This is a genomic window from Acidimicrobiales bacterium, from assembly GCA_016794585.1.
GTDB lineage: Bacteria > Actinomycetota > Acidimicrobiia > Acidimicrobiales > DATDAH01 > JAEUJM01.
Genome location: JAEUJM010000005.1, coordinates 42,106 through 55,235, shown reverse-complemented (window position 1 = coordinate 55,235; position 13,130 = coordinate 42,106). Strand labels below are relative to the sequence as shown.

16 protein-coding genes are annotated in these 13,130 nt (G+C 71.8%); 10 read left to right on the top strand and 6 right to left on the bottom strand.

What is annotated here, in order from left to right:
- Nucleotides 1-9 precede the first annotated feature (9 nt).
- Nucleotides 10-816 carry an SDR family oxidoreductase gene (locus tag JNK12_02250; GenBank protein MBL8774718.1) on the top strand — a complete coding sequence of 269 codons (807 nt, stop codon included), beginning with the start codon at nt 10-12 and terminating at the stop codon, nt 814-816.
- A gap of 179 nt (nt 817-995) precedes the next feature.
- A complete protein-coding gene (locus tag JNK12_02245; protein MBL8774717.1) occupies nt 996-2,081 on the top strand; it encodes a hypothetical protein in 1,086 nt (361 codons plus the stop codon).
- Between the two features lie 47 nt (nt 2,082-2,128).
- Here the strand turns inward: JNK12_02245 and JNK12_02240 are convergent, their stop codons facing one another.
- Nucleotides 2,129-2,548, bottom strand: a complete 420-nt coding sequence (locus tag JNK12_02240; protein MBL8774716.1) for a cyclic nucleotide-binding domain-containing protein — start codon at nt 2,546-2,548, stop codon at nt 2,129-2,131.
- A gap of 80 nt (nt 2,549-2,628) precedes the next feature.
- On the opposite strand from JNK12_02240, the gene infA reads away from it, so the two are divergent.
- Nucleotides 2,629-2,907, top strand: coding sequence for a translation initiation factor IF-1 (gene infA / locus JNK12_02235; GenBank protein MBL8774715.1), 279 nt, complete (start codon nt 2,629-2,631; stop codon nt 2,905-2,907).
- 8 nt (nt 2,908-2,915) lie between these two features.
- Nucleotides 2,916-3,305, top strand: coding sequence for a hypothetical protein (locus JNK12_02230; GenBank protein MBL8774714.1), 390 nt, complete (start codon nt 2,916-2,918; stop codon nt 3,303-3,305).
- Between the two features lie 33 nt (nt 3,306-3,338).
- Here the strand turns inward: JNK12_02230 and JNK12_02225 are convergent, their stop codons facing one another.
- Entirely contained in the window at nt 3,339-4,268 is a 930-nt protein-coding gene (locus JNK12_02225) for an SDR family oxidoreductase (protein ID MBL8774713.1), read from the bottom strand.
- Between the two features lie 50 nt (nt 4,269-4,318).
- Here JNK12_02225 and JNK12_02220 point away from each other — a divergent pair, with 50 nt between their 5' ends.
- Genes JNK12_02220 through JNK12_02205 form a run of 4 tightly spaced genes read left to right on the top strand, consistent with a single transcriptional unit; the run spans nt 4,319 to nt 7,781 of the window.
- Complete coding sequence (locus JNK12_02220) at nt 4,319-5,032, top strand: enoyl-CoA hydratase family protein (GenBank protein ID MBL8774712.1); 714 nt, start codon at nt 4,319-4,321, stop codon at nt 5,030-5,032.
- Between the two features lie 15 nt (nt 5,033-5,047).
- On the top strand, nt 5,048-5,902 hold the full coding sequence (locus JNK12_02215; protein ID MBL8774711.1) for a CoA transferase subunit A: 855 nt from the start codon (nt 5,048-5,050) through the stop codon (nt 5,900-5,902).
- Nucleotides 5,903-5,907: 5 nt separating this feature from the next.
- The gene (locus JNK12_02210) at nt 5,908-6,702 is read left to right on the top strand and encodes a CoA-transferase (protein ID MBL8774710.1); all 795 of its coding nucleotides are present in this window, start codon (nt 5,908-5,910) and stop codon (nt 6,700-6,702) included.
- Entirely contained in the window at nt 6,699-7,781 is a 1,083-nt protein-coding gene (locus tag JNK12_02205) for a nitronate monooxygenase (protein ID MBL8774709.1), read from the top strand. The genes JNK12_02210 and JNK12_02205 overlap by 4 nt, the downstream gene beginning before the upstream one ends.
- A 33-nt stretch (nt 7,782-7,814) precedes the next feature.
- Here JNK12_02205 and JNK12_02200 read toward each other — a convergent pair whose 3' ends face one another.
- Nucleotides 7,815-8,063 (bottom strand): hypothetical protein, encoded by a 249-nt coding sequence (locus tag JNK12_02200; protein ID MBL8774708.1) that lies wholly within the window; start codon nt 8,061-8,063, stop codon nt 7,815-7,817.
- 92 nt (nt 8,064-8,155) lie between these two features.
- Here JNK12_02200 and JNK12_02195 point away from each other — a divergent pair, with 92 nt between their 5' ends.
- Nucleotides 8,156-8,905, top strand: a complete 750-nt coding sequence (locus tag JNK12_02195; protein MBL8774707.1) for a TetR/AcrR family transcriptional regulator — start codon at nt 8,156-8,158, stop codon at nt 8,903-8,905.
- A gap of 25 nt (nt 8,906-8,930) precedes the next feature.
- On the opposite strand, the gene JNK12_02190 is transcribed toward JNK12_02195, so the two are convergent.
- The 3 genes from JNK12_02190 to JNK12_02180 all read right to left on the bottom strand — a co-directional run bounded on the left by JNK12_02190 (nt 8,931) and on the right by JNK12_02180 (nt 11,799).
- The gene (locus tag JNK12_02190) at nt 8,931-10,085 is read right to left on the bottom strand and encodes an acetyl-CoA C-acetyltransferase (GenBank protein MBL8774706.1); all 1,155 of its coding nucleotides are present in this window, start codon (nt 10,083-10,085) and stop codon (nt 8,931-8,933) included.
- Between the two features lie 104 nt (nt 10,086-10,189).
- On the bottom strand, nt 10,190-11,377 hold the full coding sequence (locus JNK12_02185; GenBank protein ID MBL8774705.1) for a lipid-transfer protein: 1,188 nt from the start codon (nt 11,375-11,377) through the stop codon (nt 10,190-10,192).
- A complete protein-coding gene (locus JNK12_02180) occupies nt 11,374-11,799 on the bottom strand; it encodes an OB-fold domain-containing protein (GenBank protein ID MBL8774704.1) in 426 nt (141 codons plus the stop codon). Before JNK12_02180 ends, JNK12_02185 begins: the two co-directional genes overlap by 4 nt.
- 144 nt (nt 11,800-11,943) lie before the next feature.
- Here JNK12_02180 and JNK12_02175 point away from each other — a divergent pair, with 144 nt between their 5' ends.
- Entirely contained in the window at nt 11,944-13,128 is a 1,185-nt protein-coding gene (locus tag JNK12_02175) for an acyl-CoA dehydrogenase family protein (GenBank protein ID MBL8774703.1), read from the top strand.
- Nucleotides 13,129-13,130: the final 2 nt, after the last annotated feature.

Here is a 13,130-nt window from a genome sequence, read left to right as displayed (position 1 = left end):
GAGTCTCCGATGACCCCGCCCGACGCTCCCGCCACACCCCCGGCCGCTCCGCCCGAGCCGCCGGCGCACGGCCTGCTGGCCGGCAAGGTCGTCCTCGTGACCGCCGCCGCCGGCACCGGCATCGGCTTCGCCACGGCCAAGCGGTGCGCCGAAGAGGGCGCCACCGTGGTGATCAGCGACCGCCACGAACGCCGCCTCGCCGAGGCCGCCGACGAGCTCTCGTCGGTGGCCGGCGCTCGCCCCCTCGCCATCCCCTGCGACGTCACCCGGGAGGACCACGTCCAAGGGCTCATCGACGCCACCGTCGACGCCCACGGCGCGCTCGACGTCCTGGTCAACAACGCCGGCCTCGGCGGTACCGCCTCGATCATGGAGATGACCGACGAGCAGTGGTCGAGCGTGCTCGACGTCACCCTCAACGGCACCTTCCGCGCCACCCGCGCCGCCCTCCGCCACATGACCGCCCGTGGCACGGGGGTCATCGTGAACAACGCCTCGGTGGTGGGCTGGCGCGCCCAGGAGGGCCAGGCCCACTACGCCGCGGCCAAGGCCGGTGTGATGGCCCTCACCCGCTGCGCCGCCATGGACGCGGCGCCCTACGGCGTGCGCGTCAACGCCGTGTCGCCCAGCCTGGTGATGCACCCCTTCCTGGCCAAGGTCACCACCGACGAGCTGCTCGACGACCTGACCCGGCAGGAGGCCTTCGGCCGCTCGGCCGAGCCGTGGGAGATCGCCAACGTCATCGTCTTCCTGGCGAGCGACTACTCGACCTACCTCACCGGCGAGGTCCTCTCGGTCTCCTCGCAGCACCCCTGACACTGGCTCCTCGTCCCTCGGAGCGCCTTCGGCATCCGGTTCGGCCTCGGCGCGGCTCCGCTCCGCTCCGCCACGTCAACCGCGAGCAGGACCGGCTCCTCGTCCCTCAAGGCGCGCGACGATCGCGCGGCCGGTGACCATCACCCACTTTCGTGGCGCGAGGTGGGATTCTGGTCCCCATGGCGCCCGAGACGCTCACGCTCGAGTTGGAGGAGGACCGGGCCGCCACCGCTGTCGAGGACGAGCCCCAGAGCGGCCTCGGCAAGGGCCTCGCCGCCATCCTCGCCGCCACCGCGGTCGAGAAGCCCCGCCGCGGTGGCCTCGCCAGCCTGATCCCCGAAGCGTCCGGGTCGACCGCGCCCGCCGCACCCGAGGACGACGGGCCCGAGCTGCTCACACCGCCCACGCTGGGCCACGGCGGCGACACCGACGCCGACGACCTCGGGGCCGACCTGGTCCGGGCCCTGCTCGACGGCCTCGGCTCCTCCATGCCGCTCGACCTGTGCGCCTACCTGCACCAGGGGCGCACGGAGCGCCCCCGCCTCACGCTCCGCTCTCCCTCGTTCTCCTCGTTCGAGCCCTCCGACGGCTTCGAGCTGTGCGACCTGCTCGGGCGGCGCCTCCGCAAGGGCCAGTCCGGCCCCTTCGAGGCCGCGGGCTACGTCGGTACCACCGTGGCCACCGCCGGCTGGGCCAGCAGCGGGATCTACGCCGTCGGTCGCCGCCGTGGCCTGCTCGGACCGCCCGAGATCGCCGCGGTCGAGGCCTTCTGCACCAGCCTCGGCGCCAGCATCCACCAGCTCTCCGAGCACCACGACGAGCCGCTCTACGTGCCCGAGTTCCAGATCCGCTTCGCCGAGGCCGCCATGGGCGCCGAGGCGGCGGTGCGCCTGGCCACCCCCAACGGCCCCCGCCAGGCCCACGCCTGGGCCACGGGTCGGGTCGAAGCCGTCGCCACCGCCCTGCTCAAGGCCATCGACTGCGGCCGCATGTTCCGCTACGCCAGCGAGACCGAGGTCGACGGCGAGCGCCGGGCCCTGGCCCTGCTCCAGGGCGACGACGGCAGCACGGCGCTGCGGGGTGCCTCGGTGCCCGGCGGCACGCCCGGGACGGCGGTCGTGCTGGCCACCTTCCGGGCGGCGGCGGCGCTCCAGGCCGCCAGCGACCGCCTCGAGCAGGGCGAGGCCCTCAGCGACGGCGAACGTGCCGATCTCGAGGCGATCGAGCGCGGCGCCGGCCTCGCCCGCACCGCCGAAGCCTCGTAGCACCGGGGCGACAGGACCCGTCGAGCCACGGGGGTGGCCCCACCGAGTCACCCGTAAAGAGCGAGGTCCTTGGCCCGAAGCCGCGCCGCGAGGGCGGCGAGGATGGTGCGGGCGAAGCCGGGTGAGCTGTCCATCAGGCCCACGAACTCGCGTTGGCCGAGCACCAGCAGCCGCATCGCGGTGACCGCGGTGACGGTGGCGTTGCGGGGCGACCGGTCGACGAGGGCCATCTCCCCGAAGGGGGCGCCCGGCCCGATGGTGGCCACGTTGGTGCCGTCACGCGAGACCGTTGCCTCGCCGGACACGATCACGAAGGCCTCCTTGCCCATCTCGCCTTCGGTCACCAGCACGCGTCCGGCCTCGACCTCGATCTCGTCCACCGCGGCGGCGATGGCGGCGAGATCCGCGTTCGTGCAGTTCGAGAACAGCGGGACGGCCCGCAGGTGCTCGAGGTAGTCGTCGGCCATGGCCGCCGAGCTTAGGGCGGCCACCCGTACCACGCTGCCGCGACAGGGTCCCGACGAGGGCGGGGCGTCGTTCACGCCCTATGCTGGAACGTCGGGCATTTCGCCCCTCGCACCACCACACCAGTAGGAGATCAGTGGCCAGGCAGAAAGACGACGTCATCGTCACCGAGGGGATCGCCACCGAGGCGCTTCCCAACGGCATGTTCCGGGTGCAGCTCGAGTCGGGCCACGAGGTCCTCGGGCACATCTCCGGCAAGATGCGCCGGGCCCGCATCCGCGTGCTCCCCGGCGACCGCGTGCAGATCGAGGTCTCGGCCTACGACACCTCGCGCGGCCGCCTCACCTACCGCTACAAGTAGCGGACACGTTGGCTCCCGCCGAGGCGGGCATCGGGCGCGCCCACCGGGTGGTCGCCGAGGTGCTGGCCGCACTCGTCCTGGCCCAGGCCGTCGTGGCCGGCCAGGCCCTCTTCGGGGACTGGTCGATCCGCGTCCACGGCTTCATGGGCAACGCCTCGTTCGTCCTGGGCCTGGCACTCGTCGTGCTGGCCGCCGTAGGTCGCGCCGATCGCATCCGCCTGCTCTGGTCCGCCGTCCTCGTGGCGGCCCTCTTCGCCCAGACCGGCCTCGGCTATGTCGGGCGGGAGACCGCGGAGGCGGCCGCATGGCACGTTCCGTTGGGCGTGGCCATCTTCGGCCTGTCCGTGTTCCTGGGCACCCGTGCGTCGTCGTCGGCGCCGTCCGCGCCCTCGGCCTGATCAGCCGGCCGTCCGACCCGGCCGCACCGACGGTCAGCCCGCCGACGCGGCCTCGAGGAACGGGGGGCGCTCGCCGGCGGCGTCGACCACCAGGTTGGCGCCGCTGATGTAGGACGCCAGCGGCGAGGCCAGGAACACGCAGGCGTCGCCGATGTCAGCCGGCGTGGCCAGGCGGCCCAGGGGGACGGTGGCAGCCACACGGGCGATACCGGCGTCGTCGCCGTAGAAGAGGTGGGACTGCTCGGTCTCGATCATGCCGCCGGTCACGCAGTTGACCCGGACCTTCGGGGCCCACTCCTGGGCCACGCTGCGGGTGAACCCGATGACCCCGGCCTTGGCCGCGCTGTAGGCCGCGGTGCCCGGGGAGGGGCGCAGCGCGCTGACGCTGGTGATGTTCACGATGGCGCCGCCGTCGTCCTGGTCCTGCATGACCCGGTTGGCGGCCTGTGACACGTGGATGACAGCCAGCAGGTTGAGGGCCACGATCGAGGTGGTGAAGCGGGGGGAGGCGCTGGCGGCCTCCGCGGCGGGCGAGCCGCCGGCGTTGTTCACCACGGCGTCGAGGCGGCCGTGGCGCTCGACGATCGCCGCCACCAGAGCGTCGACCTGCTCGGGCTCGCGCACGTCGGCGGCCACGAACATCGGACGCCGCCCGTCGACCTCGGGCCCGTCCTCGGGCTCGTTCCGCCCGCAGATGGCCACGTCGGCGCCGGCGGCGAGGAAGCGCTCGGCGATGCCCCGACCGACGCCACGGGCCCCGCCGGTCACGAGGACGACGCGTCCGGTGAAGTCGAGGAGGTCCCCTGGTGCAGGCACGGCCCGGAAGCTACCGGAACCCTGCGCGTCCGGCCCATCCGCCCATCGGGAACTAGCGGAGGCCGCAGCCCCGGCCGTACGGTCTGACGGTCCGTCAGATCCGCCGGGCCGCGCGCTCGCGTGCGGCCCGGCACGCACAGGAGGCATCGGTGGGGAACAGCTACCAGGTCGACGACCTCGGCATCGCCGAGATCGTCATGGACAACCCACCGGTCAACGCCCTGACCGTCGCCGGGTGGTTCGAGGTCGCCGAGCTCTGTGACCGCGCCAGCGCCGACCGCGCGGTGCGCGCCGTCGTGTTGCGCGCCGAGGGCCGGGGCTTCAACGCCGGCGTCGACATCAAGGAGATGCAGGCCACCGAGGGCTACGACGCGCTCATCGGCGCCAACCGGGGCTGCTATGCCGCGTTCGCCGCCGTGTACGACTGCGCGGTGCCCGTCATCGCCGCCGTGAACGGCTTCTGCCTCGGCGGCGGCATCGGCCTCGTGGGCAACGCGGACATCATCATCGCCGCCGAGGACGCCACCTTCGGGCTGCCCGAGGTGGACCGGGGGGCGCTGGGCGCCGCCACCCACCTCGCCCGCCTGGTGCCCCAGCACAAGATGCGGGCCATGGTCTACACGAGCGCCACCGCCACGGCGGCCGAGCTGCACCACTTCGGCTCGGTCCTCCAGGTGGTGCCGCAGGCCGAACTGCGCGACGCCGCCTTCGCCGTGGCCCGCGACATCGCGGCCAAGAGCCCCACCGTGGTCCGGGCGGCCAAGGAGTCCCTCAACGGCATCGACCCCATCGACGTGAAGCGCAGCTACCGCTTCGAGCAGGGCTTCACGTTCGAGCTCAACCTCTCGGGTGTGGCCGACGAGGCCCGCCAGGCGTTCGTCGACAAGCGCGACGCCGACTTCGACCAGTAGGGAGCGCTGACACCCATGCCCGACAAGCGCATGACCATCGACGAGGTCGTGTCCGAGCTGTCCGACGGGATGACCATCGGGATCGCGGGGTGGGGGTCGCGGCGCAAGCCGATGGCCTTCGTGCGCGCCATCCTGCGGTCGTCGCTGAAGGACCTGACCATCGTCTCCTACGGCGGCCCCGACGTGGGCCTGCTCTGCAAGAGCGGCCAGGCGCGCAAGATCGTCTACGGCTTCGTGTCGCTCGACTCGATCCCGCTGGAGCCCCATTTCCGGGCCGCCCGCCAGAACGGCACGGTCGAGGCGGAGGAGTACGACGAGGGCATGTTCGTCCTGGGCCTGCGGGCGGCGGCCCAGCGGGTGTCGTTCCTGCCCACCCGGGTGGGCCTCGGCACGGACCTGCTCGAGTCCAATCCCCGCCTGAAGCTGGTCACGTCCCCCTACGAGGACGCCGAGCAGTACGTGGCCATGCCCGCGCTGCACCTCGACGTCGCCCTCGTGCACATGAACCGGGCCGACCAGGGCGGAAACGCCCAGTACCTGGGGCCCGACCCGTTCTACGACGACCACTTCTGCCTCGCCGCCGACAAGCGCTACGTGTCGTGCGAGCGCATCGTCGAGACCGAGGACTTCCTGAAGGAGGGTCCCATCCAGAGCCTGCGCCTCAACCGCCTCATGGTCGACGGCGTCGTCGAGGCCCCTGGCGGCGCCCACTTCACGCTGTGCGCCCCCGACTACGGGCGCGACGAGGCCTTCCAGCGTGAGTACGTGGCCACCGCGGGTGACGAGGACAAGTGGCTCGAGTTCAAGGCCCGCTACCTCGACGTGAGCGAGGCGGACTACCAGCGAGCCGTGAAGGAGCGCGACCAGTGAGCGACGTGACCACCTCCGCACCCGCCGAGACCTTCACCCGGGGTGAGGTCTGCGTGGCCGCCCTGGCCGACGTGTTCCGGGGCGACGGCGAGATCCTCGGCAACCCCATCGGCAACGTGCCCGTGATAGCCGGCCGCCTGGCCCGGGCCACCTTCGAGCCCGACCTTGTGATGACCGACACCGAGGCCCTGCTCGTGGCCAACACCCTGCCCGTCGGGGTGGCCGTGCCCTTCGAGGACAAGCTGGTCGAGGGATGGCTGCCCTTCGCGTCGATCTTCGACGTGGCGGTCTGGCCCGGCCGGCGCCACATCATCATGGGCCCGAGCCAGATCGACCGGTACGGCAACATGAACATCGCCTGCATCGGCGACTGGCGCCAGCCCAAGGCGCAGCTGCTCGGCGTTCGGGGTGCCCCCGGCAACACCATCAACCACACCTGCTCGTACTGGGTGCCCAACCACGGAACCCGCTCGTTCGTCGAGAAGGTCGACTACGTGTCGGGCGTGGGCTATGACCGGGCGGCGGCGCTGCCGGGTGACTCCGCCCGCTTCCACGAGATCCGCCGGGTGGTGTCCAACCTCGGCGTGTTCGACTTCGAGACGCCCGACCACACGATGCGACTGCGCTCCGTGCACCCTGGCGTGACGGTGGACGAGGTGATCGAGGCCACCGGCTTCGAACTCGTCGTCCCCGACGACGTGCCCGAGTCCCGGCCGCCGACGGTGGAGGAGCAGCAGCTCATCCACGAGGTGATCGACCCCAACGGCCTCCTGGCCAAAGAGGTCAAGGAGCCCGAGTGAGCGAGGCCTCCGCTTCCCCGGTTTCCCCTTCGCCCTTCCACACCCGGTTCTGCGACCTGGTGGGGGTGCGGTACCCCATCGTGCAGACCGGCATGGGCTGGGTGGCCGGGCCGCGCCTCGTGGCCGCTTCGGCCAACGCCGGCATCCTCGGCATCCTCGCCGCCGCCACCATGGACTACGACCAGCTGGTCGGAGCAATCCGTGAGGTGAAGGAGCAGACCGACCGGCCCTTCGGCGTGAACCTGCGGTCCGACGCGCCCGACGCCGGCGACCGCATCGACCTGCTCATCAAGGAGGGCGTGAAGGTCGGATCGTTCGCTCTCGCGCCGAAACCCGACCTCATCAAGAAGCTGAAGGACGCCGGCGTGGTGGTGATGCCCTCCATCGGGGCGAAGCGCCACGCCGAGAAGGTGGCCGAGTGGGGCGTCGACGCCGTGCTCGTCCAGGGCGGGGAGGGCGGTGGCCACACCGGCGACGTCCCCACCTCCCTGCTGCTGCCCCAGGTGGTCGACGCGGTGGACCTGCCCGTCATCGCCGCCGGCGGCTACTTCGACGGCCGGGGGCTGGTGGCGGCACTGGCCTACGGCGCCGCCGGCATCGCCATGGGTACCCGCTTCCTGCTCACGTCGGACTCACCTGTGGGCGACGACGTGAAGCAGGTGTACCTGGGCAAGGGCGTGAACGACACGCTGCGCACCACTCAGGTCGACGGCGTGCCCCACCGGGTGCTGCGCACCGAGTTCACCGAGGCCCTCGACCGCACGGGCCCCGTCACGTCGCTGCCCCGGGCGGTCAGCAACGCCCTGCGCTTCAAGAAGCTGTCGGGCACCCCGTGGAGTCAGATCATCCGTGAGGGCGTGGCCATGCACCGCTCCCAGGAGCTGAGCTGGAGCCAGGTGATCATGGCCGCCAACACCCCGATGTTGCTCAAGGCCTCGATGGTCGACGGCCGGCCCGACCTCGGCGTGATGTCGAGCGGTCAGGTGGTCGGCATGATCGACGACCTCCCGACGGTGGACGAGCTGGTGCAGCGCATCGTGGCCGAGGCCGAGCAGGCCCGCGGCCGCCTCTGCCCCTGAGCCGACCCGGCCCCCGCCCGACCGCCGTTCGACTCAGGCCGCGTGGCCGGTCGAGTCCGCAGGGCCCTCGCCAGGCGGCAGGTGGTCGAACACCACGGCCTGGAGCGAGCCCAGCACGTCCTCGAGGAGTTGGCGCGCCCGGGGGTCGGCCGTGGTCCGGAGCGACTCGTAGGCCTCGTCGAGGTCCGCGAGGTGCTCACGGAGCGTCTCCCGGGAGACCGGGATCGGATCGGGACGCGACGCCCGCCGGCGCTCGTCGCGAGGTTCGGGGGTTCCGCCCATGGCTTCGACTCCTCGTCTGCCAGTTCCAGAAACCGAGAACATAGAAGGTTCTATGTGGAAGGTCAACGGCCGGTTCGCCTACCGTGGTACCCGTGGCGGAGCGCAGGCGACGGCGGGCCCGACGCAACTCGGAAGAAGGCCGACGTGCGCTGCTCGACGCCGGTCGCTCGCTGGCCCACGAGCAACCCGCCGGGCCGCCGCTCGAGCACATCCGCCTGACCGACGTGGCCGAGCGCGCCGGGGTGTCGGTGGGGGCCCTGTACCACTACTGGGACAGCCAGGACGACTACCGGGACGACCTGCTCGACGAGGTCTTCGCTCCCGCCCGCTTCGAGCCGCCGTCCGAGGCGCCGGTGTTCGCCGGGCCGCTCGACGAGGTCATCCGGGTCGGTGCATCAGCCGAATTCGAGCGCCTGCGGTCGAGTGCCGACCTGCGGGTGTTGATGGCCATGTGGTCGGCGGCCGACCCGGACATCACCCCGCGTGTCACAGAGCACTTCCGCACCGTGGGGGCGCAGTGGGCGACCTTCTACGAGGCCGCCTTCTCGGCCTACGGCCTCGAGGTCCGCCCGCCCTTCACCTACGACTCGCTCGCGGCGCTGCTGGCGGCGATCGGCGACGGACTCGCGGTCCGGGACTCGGCCGACCCGGGTTCGGTCCCGACGACGACGGCTGCGAACCCCGCGACCGACGAGGAGGCCGACGCGGCCTGGACGCTCCTCGGGGCTGCGCTCGTGGCACTCCTGCCGGCCTTCAGCCGCCCGCGGGGCAGCGACGCCACCTTCGCCGACTTCCTCGACGAGCTCCGTGCCTCGTTGCCGGCGTCGGCGGACGACGCCTGACGGACGCAGCCCGGGCCGGGGACGCTCAGTCCAGGCGCTCGATGATGGTGACGTTGGCCTGCCCGCCGCCCTCGCACATGGTCTGGAGGCCGTAACGGCCGCCGGTGCGCTCGAGCTCGTTGAGCAGGGTGGTCATCAGGCGCACGCCGGTGGCGCCGAGGGGGTGGCCCAGGGCGATGGCGCCGCCGTTGACGTTGACCTTGGCCAGGTCGGCGCCGGTCTCCTTCTGCCACGCCAGCACCACCGAGGCGAAGGCCTCGTTGATCTCGACGAGGTCGATGTCGTCGATGGTCATGCCCGCCTTGGCGAGGGCGTACTCCGTGGCCGGGATCGGCGCCGACAGCATGAAGATCGGGTCGGCGCCCCGCACCGAGAGGTGGTGGATGCGGGCCCGGGGCTTCAGGCCGTGCTCCTCGACCGCCTTCTCGGAGGCGATGAGCATGGCGGTGGCGGCGTCGGAGATCTGGCTCGACACGGCGGCGGTGAGGCGCCCGCCCTCGACCAGCGTGCGCAGTCCGGCCATCTTCTCGAGGGTGGTGCCCCGGCGAGGGCCCTCGTCGGTGGTGATCTCGCCGTAGGGCAGGATCTCGCGCTCGAAGCGGCCCTCGTCGATGGCCGTCAGCGCCCGCTCGTGGCTCTCGAGGGCGAACGCCTCCATGTCCTCACGGCTGATGTCCCACTTCTCGGCGATGAGCTCGGCGCCGCGGAACTGGCTGACCTCCTGGTCGCCGTAGCGCTTGACCCAGCCCTCGCTGCCGGAGAACGGGTCGGTGAAGCCGAACTGCTCGGCCACGGTCATGGCGGAGGCGATGGGGATCATCGACATGTTCTGCACGCCGCCGGTCATGATCAGGTCGTTGGTGCCGCTCATCACTGCCTGGGCGGCGAAGTGCACGGCCTGCTGCGACGAGCCGCACTGGCGGTCGATGGTGGTGCCGGGGATCTCCTCGGGGAGGCCGGCGGCCAGCCAGGCGGTGCGGGCGATGTCGCCGGCCTGCGGGCCGATGGCGTCGACGCAGCCGAAGTAGACGTCCTCCACGGCGGCGGGGTCGACGTCGACCCGCTCGAAGATGCCGTTCAGCACGTGGGCGCCGAGGTCGGCGGGGTGGGCCTCGCTGAGCCCGCCGCCCCGCTTGCCAACGGGGGTGCGCACTGCGTCGATGATGTAGGCCTCGGCCATGTCAGTTGCTCCTGGTGCTCGGATCTCGTGCGATTCGTTCGTTCTCGACGCAATGACTGTCGCTTTCCGACAGCTATTGCGTCGAGTTCGGTGGGGGTGGGTGGCTAGCGGGTGACGATCACGGACGAGCCGTGGCCGAACAGGCCCTGGTTGACGGTGACGCCGACCGTGGCGCCCTCGACCTGGCGGCCGGTGGCCTGGCCCCGGAGCTGCCACGTCAGCTCGCAGACCTGGGCGATGGCCTGGGCGGGAACGGCCTCGCCGAAGCAGGCCAGGCCGCCGCTCGGGTTGACCGGCACGCGGCCGCCCAACGAGGTGTCGCCGTCGTTGAGGAGGCGCTCGGCCTCACCCTCCTTGCAGAGCCCGATGTTCTCGTACCAGTCGAGCTCGAGGGCCGACGACAGGTCGTAGGCCTCGACCACGTTGACGTCCTCGGGGCCGATGCCGGCCTCCTCGTAGGCGGCGGCGGCGATGGCGTCGCGGAACGGCAGCGCCGGCTCGGCCGCCACCGCGGACGAGTCGGTGGCGAAGTTGGGCATCTCGATCACGGTGTTCGGATACGTCGGCGTGACCGTCGAGACCGCCGCCACCTTCACGAAGCTGCTGGCGTGCTTGCGGGCGAAGTCCAGGCTCGACACCACCAGGGCGGCGCCGCCGTCACTGGTGGCACAGATGTCGAGCAGGTGGAGTGGGTCGGCCACGACCGGGGACTCCAGCACGTCCTCCACACTGACCTCCTTGCGGAAGCGGGCGTAGGGGTTGGCCAGGCCGTGGCGGGCGTTCTTCACCTTGACCTTGGCGAAGTCCTCCTGGGTGGCGCCGTACAGCGCCATGCGCCGGCGGGCGTAGAGGGCGAAGTAGGTCGGGTTGGTGGCGCCGATGAGGCGGAAGCGCAGCCAGTCGGGGTCGTCCTGGCGCTCGCCCTTGTTCGGGGCGAGGAAGCCCTTGGGGGTGGTGTCGGCGCCGACCACGAGGGCGACGTCGCACAGGCCGGCGAGGATCTGGGCCCGGGCGATGTTGAGGGCCGTGGCGCCGGACGCGCAGGCGGCGTAGCAGCTCGACACCCGGGCGCCCGTCCAGCCCAGGGCCTGGGCGAAGGTCGCGCCCGCGACGTAGCCGGGGTAGCCGTTGCGCATCGTGTCGGCGCCGGAGACGTACTGGATGTCGGACCACTGCAGGCCGGCGTCGGCGAGGGCGTCGTTGGCGGCGGCGATGCCGTACTCGACGAAGTTGCGCCCCCACTTGCCCCACGGGTGCATGCCCGCACCCAGGATCGCGATCTCGTTGCTCATCGGACCACCTTCCACTTCCAGACGAGGTGCTCGGCCTCGTCGTCCTCGTACAGGGGCTCGAGCACCAGCTCGACCTGGTCGCCGACGGCCACGTCGGCGGTGGTCGAGCCGGCGGTCAGCTGGCCCAGGATCACGAGGCCCTCCTCGGCGAGCTGCACCGCGGCGATCACGTAGGGCTCGAAGGGGTCGGGCGAGATGTAGGGCTCGGGCGGCTGGTAGCGGTTGTCCGTGAAGGACCAGACCGTGCCGGTGCGGCTGAGCTCGACGGTGTCGAACTCGGTGCCGGCGCAGGCCGGGTTGCCGCAGAAGTGCGAGGCGGCGGGGAAGGCGTAGGTGCCGCAGGCGGTGCACTTCGACCCGAGCAGGTGGGGCTGGTCGGCGTCCATGGTGAACCAGCCCTCGATGGCCGGCAGGCGATTCACCTTGCGCCTCGTCCCTCGGCGCCCCTTCGGGATCCGTGTCGAATCTGTGCGGCTGCTCCGCTCCGCTGCGCAGCGTCAGTGTCCATCTCGAGAGCGTACCGGTGAGGTTGCACCGAATCTGACGAGGCGTCAGGCTTCGCCCCCGTGGACCTGACCTTCTCGCCGCAGCACGAGGCGTTCCGGGCCGAGGCCCGGGTGTGGCTCGAGGCCAACGTGCCGTCGGGCCTCGCCTCCATGAACACCGCCGAGGGCTACCGGCAGCACCTCGAGTGGGAGCGCAAGCTGTTCGACGCCCGCTGGGCCGTCGTGTCCTGGCCCGAGGAGTACGGCGGGCGCGAGGCCGACCTCATGGAGTGGCTGATCTTCGAGGAGGAGTACTACCGGTCGGGCGCCCCGGGACGGGTCACCCAGAACGGCATCTTCCTGCTCGCGCCGACGCTGTTCGAGCACGGCACCCAGGACCAGCGGGATCGGTACCTGCGCGACATGGCGTCGGGCGCCAAGACCTGGGCCCAGGGCTGGAGCGAGCCCAACGCCGGCAGCGACCTCGCCGGCCTCACCAGCCGCGCCCGCCAGGACGGCGACCACTGGGTGCTCAACGGCCAGAAGACGTGGTCCACCCGGGCGGTGTTCTGCGACTACCTGTTCGGCCTCTTCCGCACCGACCCGGAGGCCACCCGCCACCGGGGCCTCACGTACTTCCTGGTGCCGCTCGACGCCGAAGGCGTGACCGTCCGCTCCGTCGGTGGCCTCCACGACGACGAGGCCTTCGCCGAGGTGTTCTTCGAGGACGTGCGGGTGCACGAGCGCGACGTGCTCGGAGGCGTCAACCAGGGCTGGGCCGTGGCCATGGCCACCGCCTCATCCGAGCGGGGCCTCTCCCTGCGCAGCCCGGGCCGCTTCATGGCCACCGCCGACCGCCTGCTCGACCTGTACCGCCGCTGCGTGTCCGGCGAGGTCGGGGGCGGGCCGCTGTCGCTCGACCCCCGCCTGGCCGACGACGTCGTCCGCTGCTGGATGGACGCCGACGCCTACCGGCTCTACACCTTCCAGGCCGTCACCGCCCTGATGGGCGGCGGCACGATGGGGCCCGAGGCCAGCCTCAACAAGATCTTCTGGAGCGAGCTGGACGTGCGCCTGCACGAAACCGCTCTCGCCCTGCTGGGCCAGCTCGCCGAGCTCGACATCGACGCCGACGAGGCGGTCGACCACGGCCGCTGGATGGACGGCTTCCTCTTCTCGCTTGCCGGGCCCATCTATGCCGGCACCAACGAGATCCAGCGCAACGTCGTCGCCGAGCGGGTGCTCGGCCTCCCGAGGGTCAAGTGAGG

Bases quoted from the DNA above. Each gene is read 5' to 3' on its own strand.
- JNK12_02190 (MBL8774706.1), bottom strand. From the start codon at position 10,085: ATGGCCGAGGCCTACATCATCGACGCAGTGCGCACCCCCGTTGGCAAG.
- JNK12_02225 (MBL8774713.1), bottom strand. From the start codon at position 4,268: ATGCCTCCTGTGCGTGCCGGGCCGCACGCGAGCGCGCGGCCCGGCGGA.
- JNK12_02240 (MBL8774716.1), bottom strand. From the start codon at position 2,548: ATGGCCGACGACTACCTCGAGCACCTGCGGGCCGTCCCGCTGTTCTCG.
- JNK12_02245 (MBL8774717.1), top strand. From the start codon at position 996: ATGGCGCCCGAGACGCTCACGCTCGAGTTGGAGGAGGACCGGGCCGCC.
- JNK12_02185 (MBL8774705.1), bottom strand. From the start codon at position 11,377: ATGAGCAACGAGATCGCGATCCTGGGTGCGGGCATGCACCCGTGGGGC.
- JNK12_02220 (MBL8774712.1), top strand. From the start codon at position 4,319: ATGGACAACCCACCGGTCAACGCCCTGACCGTCGCCGGGTGGTTCGAG.
- JNK12_02250 (MBL8774718.1), top strand. From the start codon at position 10: ATGACCCCGCCCGACGCTCCCGCCACACCCCCGGCCGCTCCGCCCGAG.
- JNK12_02200 (MBL8774708.1), bottom strand. From the start codon at position 8,063: ATGGGCGGAACCCCCGAACCTCGCGACGAGCGCCGGCGGGCGTCGCGT.
- infA (MBL8774715.1), top strand. From the start codon at position 2,629: ATGCTGGAACGTCGGGCATTTCGCCCCTCGCACCACCACACCAGTAGG.
- JNK12_02215 (MBL8774711.1), top strand. From the start codon at position 5,048: ATGCCCGACAAGCGCATGACCATCGACGAGGTCGTGTCCGAGCTGTCC.